The sequence below is a fragment of the Marinobacter sp. UBA2688 genome (assembly GCF_002352785.1).
Lineage (GTDB): Bacteria > Pseudomonadota > Gammaproteobacteria > Pseudomonadales > Oleiphilaceae > Marinobacter > Marinobacter salarius.
Genome location: NZ_DELU01000032.1, coordinates 15,177 through 35,183, shown reverse-complemented (window position 1 = coordinate 35,183; position 20,007 = coordinate 15,177). Strand labels below are relative to the sequence as shown.

19 protein-coding genes and 1 pseudogene are annotated in these 20,007 nt (G+C 57.2%); 5 read left to right on the top strand and 15 right to left on the bottom strand.

Translation table 11 applies throughout. From position 1 onward, the window contains the following. Positions 1-66: 66 nt before the first annotated feature. From B3M52_RS19665 to B3M52_RS19655, 3 genes are all read right to left on the bottom strand, one after another. On the bottom strand, positions 67-1,593 hold the full coding sequence (locus B3M52_RS19665) for a flavin-containing monooxygenase (protein WP_036211608.1): 1,527 nt from the start codon (positions 1,591-1,593) through the stop codon (positions 67-69). Positions 1,594-1,762: 169 nt separating this feature from the next. Then, a complete protein-coding gene (locus B3M52_RS19660; protein WP_075194629.1) occupies positions 1,763-2,380 on the bottom strand; it encodes a flavin reductase family protein in 618 nt (205 codons plus the stop codon). A 74-nt stretch (positions 2,381-2,454) separates the two neighbouring features. Continuing rightward, positions 2,455-2,838 carry a hypothetical protein gene (locus B3M52_RS19655; protein ID WP_143743778.1) on the bottom strand — a complete coding sequence of 128 codons (384 nt, stop codon included), beginning with the start codon at positions 2,836-2,838 and terminating at the stop codon, positions 2,455-2,457. Positions 2,839-3,044: 206 nt separating this feature from the next. Here B3M52_RS19655 and B3M52_RS19650 point away from each other — a divergent pair, with 206 nt between their 5' ends. Next, a complete protein-coding gene (locus tag B3M52_RS19650; protein ID WP_256713522.1) occupies positions 3,045-3,272 on the top strand; it encodes a site-specific integrase in 228 nt (75 codons plus the stop codon). Between the two features lie 129 nt (positions 3,273-3,401). On the opposite strand, the gene B3M52_RS19645 is transcribed toward B3M52_RS19650, so the two are convergent. The 9 genes from B3M52_RS19645 to urtA all read right to left on the bottom strand — a co-directional run bounded on the left by B3M52_RS19645 (position 3,402) and on the right by urtA (position 12,082). Continuing rightward, positions 3,402-3,755: a zinc ribbon domain-containing protein gene (locus B3M52_RS19645; RefSeq protein WP_075194627.1), complete on the bottom strand. Its 354-nt coding sequence runs from the start codon at positions 3,753-3,755 to the stop codon at positions 3,402-3,404. Between the two features lie 5 nt (positions 3,756-3,760). Then, positions 3,761-4,993 carry a formamidase gene (gene fmdA, locus B3M52_RS19640; protein ID WP_075194626.1) on the bottom strand — a complete coding sequence of 411 codons (1,233 nt, stop codon included), beginning with the start codon at positions 4,991-4,993 and terminating at the stop codon, positions 3,761-3,763. Positions 4,994-5,094: 101 nt separating this feature from the next. Beyond that, positions 5,095-6,138: an AAA family ATPase gene (locus B3M52_RS19635; protein WP_075194625.1), complete on the bottom strand. Its 1,044-nt coding sequence runs from the start codon at positions 6,136-6,138 to the stop codon at positions 5,095-5,097. Positions 6,139-6,153: 15 nt separating this feature from the next. After that, a complete protein-coding gene (locus B3M52_RS19630) occupies positions 6,154-7,200 on the bottom strand; it encodes an aliphatic amidase (RefSeq protein WP_075194624.1) in 1,047 nt (348 codons plus the stop codon). A 14-nt stretch (positions 7,201-7,214) separates the two neighbouring features. Next, a complete protein-coding gene (gene urtE, locus B3M52_RS19625; protein WP_075194623.1) occupies positions 7,215-7,904 on the bottom strand; it encodes an urea ABC transporter ATP-binding subunit UrtE in 690 nt (229 codons plus the stop codon). A 2-nt stretch (positions 7,905-7,906) separates the two neighbouring features. Beyond that, positions 7,907-8,665: an urea ABC transporter ATP-binding protein UrtD gene (gene urtD / locus B3M52_RS19620; protein ID WP_075194622.1), complete on the bottom strand. Its 759-nt coding sequence runs from the start codon at positions 8,663-8,665 to the stop codon at positions 7,907-7,909. Next, on the bottom strand, positions 8,665-9,864 hold the full coding sequence (gene urtC, locus B3M52_RS19615; RefSeq protein ID WP_075194621.1) for an urea ABC transporter permease subunit UrtC: 1,200 nt from the start codon (positions 9,862-9,864) through the stop codon (positions 8,665-8,667). Before urtC ends, urtD begins: the two co-directional genes overlap by 1 nt. 9 nt (positions 9,865-9,873) lie before the next feature. Continuing rightward, positions 9,874-10,800, bottom strand: a complete 927-nt coding sequence (gene urtB / locus B3M52_RS19610) for an urea ABC transporter permease subunit UrtB (RefSeq protein WP_007153046.1) — start codon at positions 10,798-10,800, stop codon at positions 9,874-9,876. Between the two features lie 82 nt (positions 10,801-10,882). Further along, positions 10,883-12,082: an urea ABC transporter substrate-binding protein gene (urtA, locus tag B3M52_RS19605; protein WP_007153045.1), complete on the bottom strand. Its 1,200-nt coding sequence runs from the start codon at positions 12,080-12,082 to the stop codon at positions 10,883-10,885. 382 nt (positions 12,083-12,464) lie between these two features. Here urtA and B3M52_RS19600 point away from each other — a divergent pair, with 382 nt between their 5' ends. The 3 genes from B3M52_RS19600 (at position 12,465) to B3M52_RS19590 (ending at position 17,724) form a co-directional block, all read left to right on the top strand. Further along, a complete protein-coding gene (locus B3M52_RS19600; RefSeq protein ID WP_007153044.1) occupies positions 12,465-15,845 on the top strand; it encodes a hybrid sensor histidine kinase/response regulator in 3,381 nt (1,126 codons plus the stop codon). Beyond that, positions 15,832-16,737, top strand: coding sequence for a DNA-binding response regulator (locus tag B3M52_RS19595; protein WP_075194620.1), 906 nt, complete (start codon positions 15,832-15,834; stop codon positions 16,735-16,737). The genes B3M52_RS19600 and B3M52_RS19595 overlap by 14 nt, the downstream gene beginning before the upstream one ends. A 96-nt stretch (positions 16,738-16,833) precedes the next feature. Continuing rightward, positions 16,834-17,724, top strand: a complete 891-nt coding sequence (locus tag B3M52_RS19590) for a carbohydrate kinase family protein (protein ID WP_075194619.1) — start codon at positions 16,834-16,836, stop codon at positions 17,722-17,724. Here B3M52_RS19590 and B3M52_RS19585 read toward each other — a convergent pair. After that, the gene (locus tag B3M52_RS19585) at positions 17,697-18,257 is read right to left on the bottom strand and encodes a TIGR00730 family Rossman fold protein (RefSeq protein WP_075194618.1); all 561 of its coding nucleotides are present in this window, start codon (positions 18,255-18,257) and stop codon (positions 17,697-17,699) included. The genes B3M52_RS19590 and B3M52_RS19585 overlap by 28 nt on opposite strands. Positions 18,258-18,369: 112 nt before the next feature. Here B3M52_RS19585 and B3M52_RS19580 point away from each other — a divergent pair. Continuing rightward, positions 18,370-19,175 (top strand): annotated as a pseudogene (locus tag B3M52_RS19580) (histone deacetylase family protein). On the opposite strand, the gene B3M52_RS19575 reads toward B3M52_RS19580, so the two are convergent. Continuing rightward, the gene (locus tag B3M52_RS19575; protein WP_036211628.1) at positions 19,170-19,724 is read right to left on the bottom strand and encodes a YgjV family protein; all 555 of its coding nucleotides are present in this window, start codon (positions 19,722-19,724) and stop codon (positions 19,170-19,172) included. The pseudogene B3M52_RS19580 and the gene B3M52_RS19575 overlap by 6 nt on opposite strands. 45 nt (positions 19,725-19,769) lie before the next feature. Continuing rightward, positions 19,770-19,979 carry a hypothetical protein gene (locus B3M52_RS19570; protein ID WP_041332895.1) on the bottom strand — a complete coding sequence of 70 codons (210 nt, stop codon included), beginning with the start codon at positions 19,977-19,979 and terminating at the stop codon, positions 19,770-19,772. Positions 19,980-20,007 lie beyond the last annotated feature (28 nt).

Below are 20,007 nucleotides of genomic sequence, written 5' to 3'. Positions count from 1 at the left end.
TGAGACTGCCATATTTTGCGGCAGATTTGTAGTTGCATTCATCAATGATCGAGCTGTGTCACACCTTCAAGAGCCAAACAGCGCTGAACGCAACGGCCTCATGAAACCGCGTTTCGGTTTGGATTGCTGAACCGGCCGGCGACCATCGAACTCCAGGTAACCATCCTCGATAGGCTCAAACCTGAGGGTTTTCACATCCTCCAGATAGTTCTGGCTGACCTTCCAGGGGCCATGGGTTCCCTGCCTTGGCAACTTGTCGTCAGCCCGGCGGATATAACCGGAATCCAGGCCGCCCATCATGGTGTCTCCGGCGCGACTGTCGCCGGTGTCACGGGGTATACAGACGCTCTGCCCCTTGCTATCCATATGATTGAACAGGCGGCACAGGTATTCAGCCGCGATATCGGCTTTCAGGGTCCAGGAGATGTTGGTGTACCCGAAAATCATGCCGGCGTTGGGTACGCCCTCCACCATTACGTTCTTGTAGATCACCTTGTCCCGCAGCGTGACCGGATGACCATCCACCACCAGGTCCATGCCACCCAGCATCTGGATATCCAGCCCCGTCGCCGGAATGATGATGTCGGCCTCCAGTTCCTTGCCGGATTTCAGCAGAATACCGTTTTTGGTAAAGCGTTCGATATGGTCCGTCTCCACCGACGCCTTGCCCGCCTTGATAGACTCAAACAGATCACCGTCCTTCACCACACACAGGCGCTGATCCCAGGGGTTGTAGCTGGGTGAGAAATGGCGCATATCGACCTTGCCATCCAGTTGCCGGCGTACCATGGCCAGGAACAACCGCCGCATGGCCTTGGGGTTCTTGCGGGAACGATTGAACAGCAGCCGTGCAATGCTGACGTTACGGGCACGGGTCAGCCGATAGGCGACATTGGCGGGCAGAACCTTCTGAAGGCCCAGCGCCACGGCGTCCCGGGATGGCAGCGGCATCAGATAGGTGGGCGAACGCTGCAACATGGTTATGTGAGCGGTTTCCTCCGCCATCGTTGGCACCAGGGTGATGGCCGTGGCACCACTGCCAATCACCACCACACGTTTGCCGGTATAGTCCAGGTCCTCAGGCCAGTGCTGCGGATGCACAATCTGGCCGCCAAAATCGGCCTCGCCAGGGAAGTCAGGCTTATAGCCGGCATCGTAGTTGTAATACCCTGTACAGCCCACCAGAAAGCTGGCGGTAAAGGTAACGGTTTCGCCGGTGGCTTCCTTGCGGGCCGTCAGTGTCCAGCACTTGTCTGCGCCTGACCACTCAGCGGAAACAACCGCCAGGCCATACTGGATATGCTGTTCAACGTTGTTTTCCCTGGCGGTATCGTGAACGTACTGCTTGATCGACGGGCCATCCGCCAACACCTTGCCCCCGGTCCAGGGGCGGAAGTTGTAGCCAAAGGTGTACATGTCGGAATCGGAACGGATACCCGGGTAGCGGAACAGATCCCAGGTGCCTCCAAGGGACTCACGGCGCTCAATGATGGTGAAAGACTTACCCGGGCACTCTCGTTTGAGGTGACAGGCCATGCCAATGCCGGAAACGCCGGCGCCGACAATCAGTACGTCTACATGTTGTTCGCTCATAACCACCCTGTCGGCATTTGCCGTTGTTTTATCAACATTTCAGCGCGGATCACACGCCAACAGGATGAGAATAGCCCAGGAGGGAAAACGCCGAAATTGGCCCCATGCGATGAATTCGGCGCCGTTTCGGTCAGTTCTGTCAGCTCGTTTGAGCCTGTTGCAGTCTGCCTCAGTCCGGGCGCGGCACGTTGAGAATATCGCCCAGGGTGCCGTATTCGCTGCCACCCAGCCGCGAAATAGGGTCGATGCCTTTGGCATCAATAACGTAACGCCCCTGATCGTTAATGCTGGCAACCTGATCGTCCACAAACACCTTCTTGATATTGCCAAACACCAGCGACTGCGGCGTGTCACCCATTTCAATGACCTCTCGCAACTCGCAGTAAAACGCCACCAGGCACCCCTCGACCCGGGGCATCGGCCAGCCTTCTTCCTGCACCAACTTCATATCCAGTCGGTCCAGTTCAGACTGGCCGTGGTCCAGATGGCGGGACGACTCCGTCATGGCCTGAGCCTGGCTGCGGCTCCCAATGTGCACCACAAACTGCTTGCGGGCTTCGATGTTCACCCTGGTGTCCTTGAAGCTGCCATCGCTGGGCTTTTTGCCCACAGACACCATCAGAATTGGAGGCTTACCGGTAACCACAGTAAAGAACGAATAAGGCGCCAGATTGTAGTCATCCCCCGGGTTCTGCGACAACACCCACGCCACTGGACGCGGAACTACGGTCTGGGTCAGGATGGGGTGGACGTGCTTTGCTTCGATCGACCCGAGGTCTATAAGCATTCGTGTTTCCTTCATGCAGTGAAAAGTAGGAAAAGGAGGTTACCGAATGAGCAATGTTGTAGGAATAGGCCTTGTTAGGCCAAGACGTTGGCATCGGCACTCTCCGCCTGGACAGCCAGAATTGCACCAAACATAAAACCAATTGCTGTAAGCCATTGAGGCTCAGCCTTTTGCTTGGGCTCAACCATAATGACACCTTCCGCCCAATCCTCGTCTACCCAGTATCCAAAGGAGTTGATGCAATCGTCTTCAGTAAAGGGAGCTTCAGAATCTCGCGGCATAAATCGAAATTCGCTAACTCCTCTGAACTCGATGGTTAATGCCTTGGGCGTATCGAAGCTCACCCAACCCCCATTCGATCGTTGCCAGTGTAATACAAGCGAACGCTCCTCCACGGAGTAATCTAAGTCCTTGAAGTCAAAATTATTATGCAAATCAAGCTCGTGACTTTCTTGCACGAGGTAGATTCCGTCTACTATTTCGAAGTTTCGATTCATAAGGGCCTAACAGCAGTTAGATCGACGTCTCAGTGATTGCAGAAACTTATAAATCAACAGTTTAGCCCACTACATACACCATGCCATGTAATCATTAGAGATCTGAGATATACGCCACCAAAAACACTGTTTAAATATACGGTTCGTTTTGGCAAGGAGCCTCTCGAATGCAAGGAAAGCAGCCCCGCCTGCGTGACCAGGTCCGTACGCTCATTCGGGTGGATCATTACAGCATCCGGACTGAAAAGACGTACTGGTACTGGATCCGCTATTTCATTCGCTTCCAGAACATGAAACATCCCAGGGACATGGGTCCTCGGGATGTTATTGAGTTTCTGGCTTGGCTAGCGGTGAATCGCAATTTTGCGGCAGCTACACAAAAAGCCAGGCCCTGAATTCCCTGGTCATTTTGTATAACAAGCTCCTGGATAATCCGTTAGGCGATATCGGTACGGTCGTTCGCTCGAAAAAAGCCCCCGAAGTGGGGGCAAACACGTGACAGTGACTTTCGGTTTGCTACAGCCTTAGTGGCTGATCATCCAGGGCCGCATGGAGGGGAACATTTTCTTCCCGTCTGCGGTGTAGAACAGCATCGACTTTCCGGGTTTTGGCGAGCCACAGCCGCAGCTGCGGCTGTGCTCAGGGTCCTGCTCCCGGCGATCGGCGGTGGAGAACACCGGTTCGTGGCGGGACTTTTCGTTGCGGTCCTGGGCGGCGCGCCTGGCTGGGTCCATGTTTGCGATTTCCGGGGGCAGCACAATCACTCGTGGCGAAAGCACCTGGCAAGTGGGGCATGCCACCGGTTTTGCGCTGTTTTCCATCGTCGCCAGGGTGTTGAACAGGCCGTGTTCCCGGCATTTGTAGTCATATACGGGCATGATAACTACTCCTTGTCTTTCGACAGAGGTACGTCCATACCGCCACTGGTCATTTTCTTCGGTCCCTCTGCGGATGGGTTGATGTCAAAATCAAAGATACCTGTGGGCAGCCAAAGCGTGGCGCAGGCGTTTGGAATATCCACCACGCCACTGATGTGGCCCTCTACCGGTGCGCAACCAAGAATCGCGTAGGCCTGGGCCCTGGTGTAGCCGAACTTGGTCATGTATTCGATGGCATTCAGGCAGGCTTGGCGATAGGCCACATGCACGTCCAGGTAATGCTGGCCACCGTCTTCATCAACCGAGATCCCTTCAAAGATCACGTAATCGTCGTAACGGGGTTTGATCGGGCTGGGTTTGAACACCGGGTTCCTGATGCCGTATTTCTTAACGCCATCCTTGATCAGGTTCACCCGCAGGTGAATCCATCCAGCCATTTCGATGGCACCACAGAAGGTGATTTCACCATCGCCCTGGCTGAAGTGCAGGTCGCCAACCGACAGGCCCGCACCATCCACGTAGACCGGGAAGTAAACCTTGGAGCCGCGGGAAAGATCTTTGATATCGCAGTTACCACCATGTTCCCGGGGCGGTACGGTGCGAGCGCCCTCAGCGCCGGCCGCTTTGGCGGCGTCTCCTTTCAGCTGGCCCATGTGGGCGGTATCGCCGTTGGGCAAGGTGGCCAGTTCCGGCACCCGCTCCGGGTCTGTCGCTACCAGTCCTGCTTCACGTTTGTTCCAGGTATCCAGCAGGTCTTTAGAGGGCAGGCAACCTATCAGCCCCGGGTGAATCAGGCCGGCAAATTCCACGTTGGGAATATGGCGCGATTTGGTGAACATTCCATTGAAATCCCAGATGCTCTTCTGGGCGTCCGGAAAGTGTTCGGTCAGGAAGCCTCCGCCGTTCTGCTTGGAGAAGAAGCCGTTGAACCCCCACTGGCTTTCTTCAAAGGTGCCGATGTCGAGAATATCCACTTCCAGCAGGTCACCCGGCTCGGCGCCTTCCACCCCGATCGGGCCAGACAGGAAGTGCACCTGGCTGAGGTCTACATCGCGCACATCGTCTGCGCTGTCGTCATTTTTGATCTGGCCACCGGTCCAGTCATAGCATTCCACGATGAAGTCGTCACCGGGTTTAACGGTGGCCACCAGCGGAATATCCGGGTGCCAGCGGTTGTGGATTTTGTCGTTCTCGTAAGCCGACTTGTTCAGATCAATCTTGATAATGGTTTCAGCCATAACGGGCGCTCCTTGGTGTTGGCTTGTACAATTAGGTAACGGTTTTACTATCCGAGATCCCGCGCCCCGGAGGTATTCGCGAAATGCCCCCCACACCTACGTCATTCGACGTATTGGTGCACGGTGACCGCCCCATTCTGCGCATCGGCCTCAAACCGCTGACAGTCAGGATGCGCCAACAGTGCTCTGGCTACCGCGGGCTCCAGACGCTGGCGAAAAGCCCGCAACATCTCCCGGGCTCCATAACGGGCATCGTAGCCACAGCACAGTTCGCCCCTAAGCTTAGTTGACAGTGACAGCACTGCGTGTTTTTTGCCCAGCCGCCGGTTGAGCCCCACCAACTCGATGTCCAACAGTGCTTCGAGCCAGTTATCAGCAAGGCTGTTGAAGGTAAGGATCTGATCAATACGGTTCAGAAATTCAGGGTCGAAATGCCGACGCAGAGCAACATCTCGCAAGTACCCACCCTCACCGGCCGACAACCCGAGCCAGCGGCGCCAACCTTTCTGATAACGTTGTTGGTGCGCCTCAGCATCCAGAGCCCCGGCATTGCTGGTCATGAATATCAGAGTGTTGCTGAAATCGATTTCCCGGTTACCGGAGGGAAACATCAGCCGACCGGTGTCCAGAACGTTCAACAGGGCGCGGACGACTTCCCGGCTGGCTTTCTCGATTTCATCAAACAACACAATGCCGGGCTTGCTGAACGAGCCCTGTACTTTGTCTAGATCAAACAGGCTGTAGCCTTCCTTACTGCCCACGTAGCCCGGCGGCGCGCCGGTAAGAGCGGCGGTATAGTGCTCCTGAGCCAGGGTGTTCATATCGATGCGGCACAGGCCATCCCGGCTGCCATGAATGGCTTCTGCAGTCAGCCGAACGGTTTCGGTTTTACCCACACCTGTGGGCCCAAGGAACAGATGCACCGAGAGTGGCCGGTTTTCCTCGCCGATGTCGGCTTTCACTCGCACCAGCATGGATTCCATGGCTGTCAGGGCATCGTCCTGGCCAACGATGTTCTCCCGCAGGCGGGACATGACGGCATCTGGCTCAAAGCGAAACCGGGAAGCACGAACCGGGCCTGAGGCAGCCCGGTTTTGTTCTATGGACTCCCGGTTGGCTTCCAGCCGTTCGTTGATAAACGGCATCAGCAACTCCCGGCATTAAGCGCCTGCAGATTTTTCTTTACCGTCGAATGGCAGCTCACCCACCGGACATTCAGCGGTGCCCACGGTTTTGCGAGTCATTGCTTCAACGTTTTCCTGTGCCTTTTGAGCGTCCATCACCCAGGTGCGATAGAACTCAAACGGGCAGTCGGCTACGCCTTTGTCGCCATCGCCGGAGTTGTGAACACCGGTGTAGCCCCGGTGCAGCAGTTTGAACAGGTGGTTTTGAGACTGGTCATTCTGGCGTGCGTCGCGGATCTGACTGATCGAAAGCTGGGCATACTGAATTCCCATATCTTCCTCGCCACACTCTCCGAGAGTGCGGCCATCAAAGCCGATAATGGCGGAGTGGCCGAAGTAGGAATACACCCCATCAAAACCGGAGGCGTTGGCCACGGCCACATAACAGTTGTTGGCCCACGCCATGCTCTTGGACATCATCACCTGCTGCTCCTTGGCCGGATACATATAGCCCTGGCAGCGAACGATCAGCTCGGCACCTTTCATTGCACAGTCCCGCCATATTTCCGGGTAGTTGCCGTCATCGCAGATGATCAGGCTGATCTTCATACCCTTCGGGCCTTCGCTGACGTAAGTGGTGTCCCCCGGATACCAGCCTTCAATCGGGCACCAGGGAATACATTTGCGGTATTTCTGGACGATCTCACCTTCATTGTTGATGAGAATCAGGGTGTTATAGGGTGCCTTACTGGGGTGATCCTCATGCCGTTCGCCGGTTAGTGAGAAGATACCCCAGGTATTGGCCTCACGGCAGGCGGCAGAGAAGATGGCGGTTTCGTCGCCGGGAATCGTGGCAGCCGTTTCCATCATCTCGTCATTGTCGTACATGATGCCCATGGTGCTGTATTCCGGAAACACCACGAGGTCCATGCCGGGCAGGCCCACTTTCATACCCTTGATCATGTTGGCAATCTGGCGGGCGTTGTCCAATACCTCGGCTTTGGTATGCAACCGGGGCATCTTGTAGTTCACCACCGCCACACCGACGGTGTCGTTACTGCTGGAAATATCACCGTGTCTCATTAATTCGCTCCTCGTTAAACCGCCAGGTAACTGGCAATCTTTTCCTGGTCTGCTTCAGCCCTGTTCTCTTCGTGCACGATGGTTCCCTTCTCGATCACCAGAATCCGGTCCGCCGCGTCCATCACAAAGCTCAGGACCTGCTCAGAGACAACTATCGACAAACCGCGCTCATCGCGGATACGCCGTAGTGTCTGAGCGATCTCTTTGATGATATTGGGCTGAATGCCTTCGGTGGGTTCGTCAAGCAGCAGCACCTTGGGCCGCGTGGCCAGTGCGCGGGCAATGGCGAGCTGTTGCTGCTGACCACCAGACAGATTACCGCCGCGCCTGTTCTGCATTTCCTTCAGTACCGGAAACATCTCGTACAGATCCTCCGGTACCTTCTTTTCACCCACGGCGGACAGGGCCGTTTCAATGTTTTCCCTTACCGTAAGGGTTGGAAAAATCATCCGGCCCTGAGGCACAAAACCAATGCCAGCCCTTACCCGCTGGAAGCTCTTCAGGTTGGAAATGTTGGAACCATCCAGGCTGACCTCACCGCCTTTGGTGGGGGTCATGCCTACCAGGGATTTCATCAGCGTGGTCTTGCCCATGCCGTTGCGGCCCACCACGGCCACAATCTCGTTTTTTCCCACCTCAAGGTTCAGGTCCCCGATGATGGTGCTTTGGCCATAGGCCACCGAATGATGTTTGACGCTTAGCATGTTCAGTGTCCCAGATAGACTTCGATGACTTTCGGGTCCGACTTCACGTGCTCAATGGACCCTTCCGAAAGAACCTTGCCCTGGTGCATCACGGTCACCCGGTCGGCGATGTCACCAACGAACTGCATGTCATGCTCGATCACCAGTACCGTATGGTCCCTGGTGATCACCCGGAGCAGTTCGGCGGTTTTCTTGCGCTCGGCCACCGACATTCCGGCTACCGGCTCATCCAGCATCAGCAGATCCGGCTTCTGGATCAGCAGCATGCCGATCTCCAGCCACTGTTTCTGACCATGGCTGAGCGAGGCCGCCGGTTCGTTCAGGGCGTCCGTCAGGAAGATGGTTTCTGCCACCTCTTCCACGGCCTCAATCACCGCCCGGTCCCTCTTGAAGGCCAGCGCCCCCATCACGCTGTGGCCCTGCGGGTAGGACACCTCGAGGTTTTCAAACACGGTCAAATCTTCAAACACCGATGGTGTCTGGAACTTCCGGCCCACACCGGAATGAACGATCTGGTGTTCCTTGAGTTTGGTCAGCTCCTTGCCGGCAAACTTGATCGAACCGGCAGTCGCCTTGGTTTTGCCGCAGATCAGATCGAGAACGGTGGTTTTGCCAGCACCATTGGGGCCGATAATGACCCGGATTTCCTTGGGGTCGAGGTAGAAAGACAGGTCATCCACGGCCTTGAAGCCGTCGAATGATACGGTCAGGCCCTCAACCGCCAGCAGAAAATCCGTGCCTTTGCTTTTGGCTGCACTCATCAGGATTTCTCCGGGCAGTAGGTATTGATCATCGGATCATAATCGTCAGCCTTTTCAGCACCAGGCTTGGTGGCCGAAGGCTCGGCGGTGGCGTTAGCCACAGGCGCTTTGCGTTTGAACAAGCGCTCTTCCAGGGGCATGACATAGCTGCGGTAAAGTCCTGCCAGGCCGTTCGGGAATGCCAGCACCACACCAATAAACAGAGCCCCCATGGCAAAAGGCCAGAGTTCCGGGAAGGATTCGGAAAAGCCACTTTTGGCGGCATTCACCAACAAGGCACCGTAAACCGCTCCGAGAATGGACAACCGGCCTCCAAGCGCACAGAAGATGACCATCTCGATGGAGGCAACAATGCCGATGAAGGACGGCGACATGAAGCCAACAATCAGGGTGAACATCGCGCCGCCGATACCAGCGAAGGCCGCCGCCAGGCAGAACACGAAAATCTTGAAGGCAGCCACGTCGTAGCCTGAAAAGCGCACCCGCATTTCCTGGGCATTCATGGCCACGAGAATGCGGCCCAGTTTCCGGTTCTGGACAAGCCGTGCCACGAACAGACAAAGGAACAGCATTCCGACGCAGACGAAGTACAGGGTGGTCCGTGCCTCATCGGTGCGGATATCCCAGCCCTTCAGGGTCTGCAGATCGGTAATGCCGTTTACGCCACCGGTGTAACCCTGTTGTCCGATAATCAGGATGGTCAGGATTGCGGCAATGGCCTGGGTGATGATGGCAAAGTACACGCCACCCACACGGCGGGTGAACATTGCAAAACCGATCACGAAAGCCAGCAGAACGGGCACGCCAATGACCGCGATCAACGTGAACGAGAAGCTATGGAACGGTTCCCAGAACCACGGCAGCTCGGTGAGCTGGTTCCAGTCCATGAAATCCGGAATGCCCGGGGTGGACTGGATCGCCGTCGCCTCTGGCGTGGAGGCTTCCAGCTTCAGGAACATCGCCATGCAGTATCCGCCCAGGCCGAAGAACACGCCCTGGCCCAGGCTGAGGATGCCGGCTTTACCCCAGCACATCACCAGTCCGATCGCCACGAAGGCGTATGTCAGGTACTTACCCACCATGTTCAGCCGGAACGGGTCCAGAACCAGCGGCAGGATGACAACCAGCAGAAACGCCAGCGCCAGGTAATACAGGCCCTCGCGGGAGCCGAACCATTTCAGGGGGGATGAACTCTTCATGACAATCTCCTAGCGACGGACCTTGAGGGCCATGAGTCCTTCTGGACGCAGCATCAGAATGCCGACGACAACCAGCAGGGTGAGTACCTTGGCCATGGAACCACTCAGGAAAAACTCCATGGTGGACTGGGCCTGGGAAATGCCGAAGGCGGAAATAATGGTGCCAATCAGGCTTTGGGCGCCGCCGAAGACCACCACCAGGAAGGTATCGACAATGTAGGCCTGCCCGGACGACGGCCCGGTGGAGCCGATCATGGTGAACGCGGCACCAGCAATCCCGGCGATACCGCAGCCGAGGGCAAAGGTTGCGCGGTCGATACCAGCACTGTTGATACCAACAGCCTCAGCCATAGGACGGTTCTGAACCACAGCCCGCACGTTCTTGCCCCAGCCGGAGCGGTACATGAGCAAGTAAACGGCGACTGCAATGGAGAGCGCGATGATCATCACGAACAAGCCGTTGATCGGCAGTTCCACCAAATCGGTCACCTGGAAGGCGCCCATCATCCATTCAGGAAGATCAACGCCCACTTCGCGGGCACCAAAGATGGAGCGGTAGGCCTGCTGCATGATCAGGCTCAACCCCCAGGTGGCCAGCAAGGTATCGAGTGGCCGGTGGTAGAGATGCCGTATCATCAGCCACTCAACGAGTGCTCCCAAGGCAGCGCATATCAAAAAGGCCAGGATGATGGCGAAGAAGAAGTAACCGCCAAACAGTCCGGGCAGGTAGGACTGGAAAAAACTCGACGTCAGGTAGGTGGTGTAGGCACCGAGGATCATGAATTCCCCATGGGCCATGTTGATCACGCCCATCTGACCAAAAATGATGGCCAGGCCCATTGCCATCAGTACGAACACTGAAAACAGGGAGAGCCCGGCAAACCCCTGCATGGCAAATATCGACATCAATTCACTGCTGGTGTAGCCATCGAACATGACCCTTCTCCCCTTCAAACCAACATGCTTTGCGTTGCGGAGGCGATGAAGGCCGGCGCGCGGTGGCGCCGGCCATTCCGTTTTACTGGTAACCTTCCGGGAACGGGTCTGGCTCCATCAGCTCTTCTGTTTCGTGAACCACCTTGTACTGACCATCAAGCTGGGCCTGGCCAATCCGGGTCTTGGACCACAGGTGATGGTTTTCGTGGATGCGTACGTAACCTTCCGGCGCCTTGGTGAATTCGATGCCTGCGAACTCTTCGCGAATCTTGTCGATGTCGAAAGAGCCGGCCTTTTCAACCGCCGCTTTCCACAACCAGGGACCGAGATACGCGGCCTGGGTAACGTCGCCGATCACCATGTCATCGCCGTAGGTTTCCTTGAAGGCCGCAACAAACTCCTTGTTGTTGGGGTTGTCCAGGCTCTGGAAGTACTTCATGGAGGCGTAGATACCTTCCACGTTGTCGCCGCCGATACCGCGGATTTCGTCCTCGGTTACGGAGATCGTCAGCAGCAGCGGTTTCTCGTCGGTGAAATCAACACCGGCGGCTTTCATCTGCTTGTAGAAGGCCACGTTGGAACCGCCCACCACGGAAGCGAAAATCACGTCGGGCTTCTTGAGCTTGATCTTGTTGATCACCGAGTTGAACTGGGTGTGGCCCAGAGGGTAATACTCTTCACCCACAACTTTCAGGCCCAGCTTATCGATGTGCTTGCGGGCGATCTTGTTGGAGGTTCGCGGCCAGATGTAGTCGGATCCGAGCAGGTAAAAGCTCTTGGCGCCCTTTTCCTTTACCGCCCAGTCGATACCCGCAAGAATCTGCTGGGTAGCTTCCTGGCCGGTGTAAACCACGTTCGGGGACTGCTCAAGACCTTCATAGAAGGTAGGGTAATACAGCATGCCGTTGTACTGTTCGATCACCGGCAGGATGGCCTTGCGTGACGCGGAGGTCCACGCGCCAAAGATCGCGGCCACATTATCCTGACGCAGAAGCTTGCGGGACTTTTCGGCAAACGTTGGCCAGTCGCTGGCGCCGTCTTCCTGAACAAACTCTATCTGGCGACCCAGAACACCACCAGACGCATTTATCTGTTCAATCGCCAGCTTTTCCGCCTGCACCGAGCCAATCTCACTGATTGCCATGGTGCCGGTGATAGAGTGCAGTATGCCAACCGTAACGGTGTCATCCGTCACCGCCAGATCGGTTGTATTGACTTCTGCCGTACTGGGTGTCGCCGCTTGCGCGGAGGTAGCCAGCATAACGGACGCCGCCAGTGTCATCAGACTTTTTCTAAACCCTGGCCTCTTGCCAGGCGATCGTATGCTGGCGTTTTTATCTGTCGTACCCATGGTGATTCCTCGCAGTGTTTGAAATCCGGTACCGCGCTTTTCATCGAAAGCACAGCGTCCACATCAAACATTCTGCTTGCGCCCTTTAAGGGAGCCCATTCGGCAATCACCCCAGCACACTACGTCATTTGACGCATTCCTGATTCCGGCAATACAGGCTAAAACGCGGGTACACGATTTAAATGTGTCCGCTTTTTCTTGCGTTCCTGTCCATGGCACGAAAATTGTTGGTGTTTTCAGGTCCGGTGCACCGCGCCACGCAACCGCACTTATTTTCGGGCACTCCTTATCCAGCGACACAGGCAACACAACGATGGCCGCACGACAAAGCATTTTCCGTGTAAGGCGCAATTACAATCAGTGGGTGGCTAACCAGACGCTCGAAGACTACGCCTTGCGGTTTACCGCAAAGAGTGCCCGGCGCTGGTCCGCCGCCCGCGTTACTAATACGGCTCTGGGAGCGATTTCCTTTCTGGCGCTGGAAGCCATCGGTGGGGCCATCACTATCCACTACGGATTCAACAACGCAGTCGCGGCCATCTGCGCCGTAGCGCTGATCATCTTTCTGACCGCTATACCCATCAGCTACTACGCCGCTCGCTATGGTGTTGATATAGACCTGCTTACTCGAGGCGCCGGCTTCGGCTACATCGGCTCCACCATCACCTCGCTGATCTACGCCTCATTTACGTTTATCTTTTTCGCAATCGAAGCGGCGATCATGGCCATGGCGCTGGAGCTGCTGCTGGATATACCGTTGGTAATCGGTTATCTCATTTGTTCGGTGGTGATTATCCCCCTGGTCACCCACGGCATAACCGCCATCAGCAAGTTCCAGCTCTGGACCCAACCGGCGTGGATTGTGCTGCAGCTGCTGCCGTTTGTTTTCATCATCTACATGGACGCCGGCTCGGTGTCAGACTGGACGCAGTTTGAGGGCACTGCCCCCAATCAGGGCGGCGAGTTCAACCTGCTGCTTTTTGGGGCAGCGTCGGCCGTGGTGTTCTCGTTGATTGCACAGATTGGCGAACAGGTCGATTTCCTGCGTTTTGTGCCTGAGCCTGAGCAAGGGCAGCGTTTGCGGTGGTGGACGGCGGTGATGGCCGGTGGGCCTGGATGGATCGTCATTGGTGCGTTGAAAATCCTGGCGGGCTCGTTCCTGGCTGTACTGGCCCTGAACCATGGCGTGTCGGCACTGGATGCCTCCGACCCCACCCGCATGTACATGGTGGCATTCGGCTATCTCTCGTCGTCTCCGGAAGTGGCGCTGGCCATCGCGGGCATCTTTGTCATTCTTTGCCAGGTCAAGATCAACGTCACTAACGCCTATGCAGGCTCCATTGCCTGGTCGAATTTTTTCTCACGTCTGACGCACAGCCATCCGGGCCGTGTGGTGTGGCTGGTCTTCAACGTGACCATTGCCTTGCTGGTGATGGAGTTGGGTGTTTATCGCGCCCTGGAAGAGACTCTGGGCTTCTATGGCGTCGTAGCGGTGGCGTGGGTGGGCTCCCTGGTGGCCGACCTGGTGATCAACAAACCACTGGGCTTCAGCCCGAAACACATCGAGTTCAAGCGGGCACACCTGTACGACATCAACCCCGTTGGTGTCGGTGCCATGATACTGGCCTCGGTCATTGGTATGGTGTGCCACGGTGGCGCCATTGGCGACGTACCCCAGGCGCTGTCACACTTCATTACCCTGGGTTCAGCATTGGTGATCGCGCCCGTCATTGCCTGGCGTACTCGTGGGCGCTTCTATACCGCACGCCCATTCGTGCCCATCGCCACTGACCGACAACTTGTCGCCTGCTGTATCTGCGAACACGAATTCGAGCCGGAAGACGTGACTGGCTGCCCGGCCTATGCCGGCAATATCTGCTCGCTGTGCTGCTCCCTTGATGCCCGCTGCGGCGATTTCTGTAAACCCGGTGCAGGTTATCGGCATCAGCTGCAGCAGTTTTTTGGCCTGTTTATTCCCGAGTCAGTGCTCTCAAAACTACACTCGCGCATTGGCCACTTCCTGACGTTGTTGTTCCTGATCAACGGTCTGTCCGGGCTTCTTCTGGCACTGATATACGCCAAGACACCGGTGAACTCGCCCACCGAAGCCGCGCTGCTGTCGATCACCCTGTGGAAGGTGTTCTTCGTGCTGATCATTATCACCGGCGTGGTGTGCTGGCTGTTTGTGCTGGCCCATGAAAGCCGCGTGGTGGCCGAGGAGGAGTCCCAGCGACAGACCCGTCTTCTGACTGAGGAAATCGTGGCCCACGAGCGCACGGATCAGGCCCTGCAACAGGCCAAGGAGCACGCAGAAGCGGCCAACGGCGCAAAGAGCCGCTACCTGACTGGCATCAGCCACGAGCTGCGTTCACCGCTGAACGCAATCCTGGGTTACGCCCAGCTGATGGAGAACGACACCGCTATCCCCGACAACCGCAAGGACGCGCTGGGTGTCATACGCCGCAGCGGTGAGTATCTGGCAGACCTAATCGAAGGCCTGCTGGACATCTCCAAGATCGAAGCCGGGCGGCTGGACCTGCACCGGGACGAAGTGCGTATTGACCTGCTGATGGAGCAACTGGTGCACATGTTCCGGCTGCAAGCGGAAGAGAAAGGGCTGGCTTTCAGTTACCACGGCCCTACCCGCTTACCCGAACTGGTGACCACGGATGAAAAGCGCCTGCGGCAGATACTCATCAACCTGCTGTCCAATGCGCTCAAATACACCGACAACGGCAGCATTTCGTTAACCCTGAAATATCGCAGCCAGGTGGCTGAGTTCACGATAAAGGACACCGGTGAAGGTATCGCCGAAGAAAACATCGAGCGCATATTCCGACCTTTCGAGCGTATACGCACCCCCGGACAAAGTCGCACCGGCACCGGGCTCGGGCTCACCATCACCCGGCTGTTGACCGAAATCATGGGCGGCGATCTCTCTGTAGAGAGCACGCCCGGGGAAGGCAGTACCTTCCGCGTCAGCCTGATGCTGTCCAGCCTGCATACCCCCCGCCCGGAATCCATGACATCTCCGGCCCGGCGCATTTATGGCTACAAAGGCCCGCGACGCAAGATCATGGTGGTGGATGACGAGTCCTCCCACCGCCAGGTGATCCGAGCCATGCTAGCTCCGCTGGGTTTTGAGATTGTCGACATCGGCAACTCCCTGGCGGTGGTGGATGCCATCGACAACAGCCATCCCGACTTGGTGTTACTCGATGTCTCCATGCCCGGTTACAGCGGCTGGGATATCCTTACGCAATTGCGAAGCAACAACCATCAGGTGCCCGTGGTCATGGTATCGGCCGACGCCAGCGAAGGACGCAACCGGCCGGAATCACCCACCCTGCACAACGGTTACATCATCAAGCCGGTGCGCTTGAACCTGCTGCTGGACCACATCGCCCGGCTGCTTACCCTCGACTGGCGCTTCGAGAAAAGCCCGGAACCGCTGGCAGCCACCATTACGCCCGAATCGGAAACGCTGATTCTGCCCGCGGCTGAACATCGCGCCGCGCTGGTGGGGCTGGCCACCATCGGCCACAAAAAAGGACTTCTTGAGGCACTGCACGGACTCCGTTACCGGAGCGAGGCCGATCCGGTGTTTGTAGAAGAACTTGTGAAGCTCACCAACGACTTCCAGTTCGAAAAAATCATCGATTTGATCAAGGTGACGGAACATGAGCACACCTGAAGCCCGAAAGACGGTCGTTATGGTGGTGGACGATGCAGTTGACTGCATTCGCATGATCAACGACGCCCTGGAAAGTGCCGGCATGACGGTATTGATTGCGCTGGAAGGCAGCCAGGCCCTGACCATCAGTCAGAACATCACCCCGGACATTGTGCTGATGGACGCCATCATGCCCAACATGGATGGCTTCGAAACCTGCCGTCGGCTGAAGCAGAATCCGGACTTCGCAAATACCCCCATCATTTTCATGACCGGCCTCAGCGATACTGAGCACGTGGTGATGGGGCTCAAATGCGGCGGCGTGGACTACATCACCAAACCCATTAACACCACCGAACTGATGGCCCGCATGCAGGTACATCTGACCAACGCCCGCATGGCACACAGCGCTCGGGCCGCACTGGATACCGCCGGACAGAACCTGTTTGCCGTGGACCGTCACGGAGCCATTCTGTGGTCCACCCCCCAGGTTCATCAGCGGCTCACTGGCGGCGGCTCCAACAACCTTGAGCTACTGACCAATAACCTGGCCAACTGGTTGAGCCACAATCCGGAGAACGGCCACAGCCTTACTCTGGATTTCCTGCCCGAGCTCCACGCGGTGGAGTTCCTCACTCTGGTCGACGAAAGGGAATACCTGTTGCGCCTGCAAGAGGTGCAGAAGCCCAGCGAGGCCACGGGCGCTCTGCGGACGCGCTTCAGCCTGACCGGCCGGGAGTCCGATGTGCTGTTGTGGATAGCCAATGGCAAAACCAACCGCGAAATCGGACAGATTCTGGAAATGAGCCCGCGCACGGTGAACAAGCATCTGGAGCAGGTATTTCGCAAACTGGGCGTGGAAAACCGCACGTCGGCCGCGGCTGCCGCCATCAAATGTCTGGCACGAACCTGACCACCACAGGCAACGAAAGGGGCGTAGCCGCAGGGAGGAGCCTTACCCGTTCCACACCGGATAAGATGGGCTGATCTTCCTGCCGAGACCAACCCCATGAACAAACCCATCGTCGTCATCGGCGGCGCATCGCTGAATACCATCATTCAGTTGGATGCCCTGCCAACGCCAACACCGCAAACACTGTGGCCCAGGCACAGTTACAAAGCCGTCGGCAGCACCGGTGCCGGCAAAGCGCTGAATCTGGCAGCTTTGGGGCATCCGGTTGTCCTCCATACCCTGCTGGGAAAGGATACTGAAGCCGATCGGGTGCGCCACGCACTGGCAAAACCCGGCATCGAGCTGCTTGCAGAAATCACCGACACGCCGACAGAGCAGCACGTGAACCTGATGGACCCTCACGGTGGCCGGATTTCCCTGTTTGTACAGCCACCGGCTGATCCAGCTGTCGTTGACTGGGTACCGGTGGCCGCCGCAATCTCCGACTGTACGTTGGTGGTGATCAATATACTGGGCTACACCAAGCCGGCGATGACACTGGCAAAAAACGCCAACAAGCCCATCTGGACGGACCTTCACGACTACGACGGCCGTAACCCCCACCATCAGCCGTTTATTGAGTCCGCCAGCGTGATTTTCCTGTCCAGTGACAATCTGCCGGACTATCGCGGGTTTATGGAAAGGATGATCGGCGATGGTAAGGAATTGGTAGTATGCACTCACGGCAGTGACGGCGCCACGCTGTTGAGCCGAGACGGGCAATGGGTTGAACAACCGGCTTTTCAGGTTCGCCAGGTGCAGGATACCAATGGAGCAGGTGATGCATTCTTCAGTGGCTTTCTGTGCGGCTACCTGCGCGGTGAAAACCTGCAAACCTGCCTTCGACTCGGGGCCGCCTGCGGTGCACTCTGCGTATCTTCGCGCTCATTGGCGGCGGAAAACCTGAGCCTACAGCAGCTTCACGACCATTTGCGGGACGGCGGCTGATAGTTTTTCAGCGCCGTTACCAGATCCACTGGCTGGTCCGCCACGATGACCATCTCGGCGTACTCCGGTTTCAGGAAGCCGGCGCCCGACATCTTGCGGATGAAAGCCAGCAAATCATCGTAGTAGCCATCGACGTTGTAGAAGGCACACGGCTTGCTGTGGTACCCAAGCTGGCCCCAGGTCCAGGCCTCGAAGATTTCATCCATGGTGCCTGGCCCACCGGGCAAAGCCACGAACGCATCGGCCATGTCTGCCATCAGCGCTTTGCGCTCATGCATCGAGCCAACCACATCCAGCCGGGTCAGCCCCTGGTGGGCGAGCTCACGATCACGTAAAGACTCGGGGATCACCCCGTACACCTGACCGCCGCCAGCAAGCACCGCATCGGCCACCACCCCCATCAGTCCCACCTTGCCACCGCCGAACACAAGATCCATACCCTGGCTGGCCATGTACTGTCCGAACACTTCGGCGGCTTCAGCAAAACCTACATCATTGCCCCGGCTGGAACCACAGAAGACAGCGATTTTCATGACGGCATCCTGTAACAGGTTCGTTGTTTGGTTAGATGGGTAATATACTGTCAGATATCGGCCAGGGACCGCCAGCGAACGACACTTTGCAACCAACACTGAATCGTTTTCCATGAAGACCGTTTTTTCCCCACTGCACAACCGCCGTACCGCCACAACTGAGCTGGACGGTGGCATGCTTATCGCGCCCCACGAGAAGCCCTCCCGGGCGGAAACCATACTGAGCCGGGTCAAACAGGAACAACTGGGAGACGTCCTTCCGCCAGAAGACTTCGGCCTGGAACCGATTCTGCGCGTGCACACCCCGGATTACGTGAACTTCCTTCAAATCTGCTGGGAGGATTGGGAAGCCGAGAACAAACCCGGCGAGGCCATTCCCGCCGTCTGGCCGGGCCGGGGTATGCGGGAAAGGGTACCCAAAGACATCGACGGCCGCCTGGGCTACTACAGCTTTGCCGCCGAGACCTCGATCACCGAGGGTACCTGGGATGCTGCCTGCGCCTCGGCAAACGTAGCGCTGACCGCACAGTCACTGGTGGCCAACGGAGACCCTGCCGCGTTTGCACTATGCCGCCCACCCGGGCATCACGCCCATGCCGACCTGTTCGGAGGCTACTGCTTTTTCAATAACGCGGCTATTTCCGCCCAGGCATTTCGAGACCAGGGCGCCAAACGCGTGGCGATATTGGATGTCGACTTCCATCATGGCAACGGTACCCAGGCCATTTTCTACCAGCGCAGCGACGTCCTGACCATCAGCCTGCACGGCGACCCGGACCTGGTGTTCCCTCATTGGGGGAGCGGCTGGCGAAACTGAACCTGCCCACCCTGTTCACCATGGAAGGAGGCTACGATGTAGATGCCATTGGCGTGAATGTGGTGAACGTACTGAAGGGTTTTGAACGCGGCCGGCTATGAGTCCGGCTCGTTCAGTTTGGCGAAGGCCTCCGGATAACGGCGCTTCATTCTCGCCAGGCGGAAGATGGTGATGAAATTGGTCACCACCACCATACCCTCTGCCAGCGTGCCGCCGACAGAGCCAATCAGCAGGTTGTTCAACATCCAGCAGATCGCAGCAGCGGCCAGCGTCAGCCGCATGGGAATGCCGCGCAGCATAAACATGCCGACGGTGCCGAACATGGCCGCGCCAATGGCAAAGAAATCGACGGGCGTCCGCCAGGTCAGAGCCGCTGCCAGCAGGTTTACCGCGAGCACCGCCAGCATGACTTTCCAGTTGCCCAGGTATCGCCGGGCCAGCACGATACGGCCGATCACCAGCAAACTCAGCACCGCCGCCGTCCAACTGCCGAACAGGGCAAACTGAAGGGCAAAGGCCACATTCGCGGAGATCAGCAGCACCATCAAACGGTCGTCCCGCTTGCTGGCAAAGCCGACAATGCAGAAACCCAGTGCAATCAGGCTGACCGCCTGGCCCGCCATCTCTGTCAGGCTCATTCCCTCAAACATCGCGGGCAGCCCGACCTGGCATTTGATGGCTGCGGTTAACCCGGATCACCGCCTGCGGTAATCCGGGTCCGTCCAGCACTGCGGCAGGGATTCCCCGGAGGGGAAATTCAGGCCGGCCTTGTCGAAAAACTCCGGGTCCTGGGCTTCTTCGCCAAAATGCAGACTGCCCTTAACGGTCGATTCGTTGGGGTCGATCAGCATTTTGGTGTCCAACACCTCAATCATGTGTCCGGTCGATTTCTCGGCGAGAAACATAAAGCCCTCCCGGGTTTCCCCTGATGGT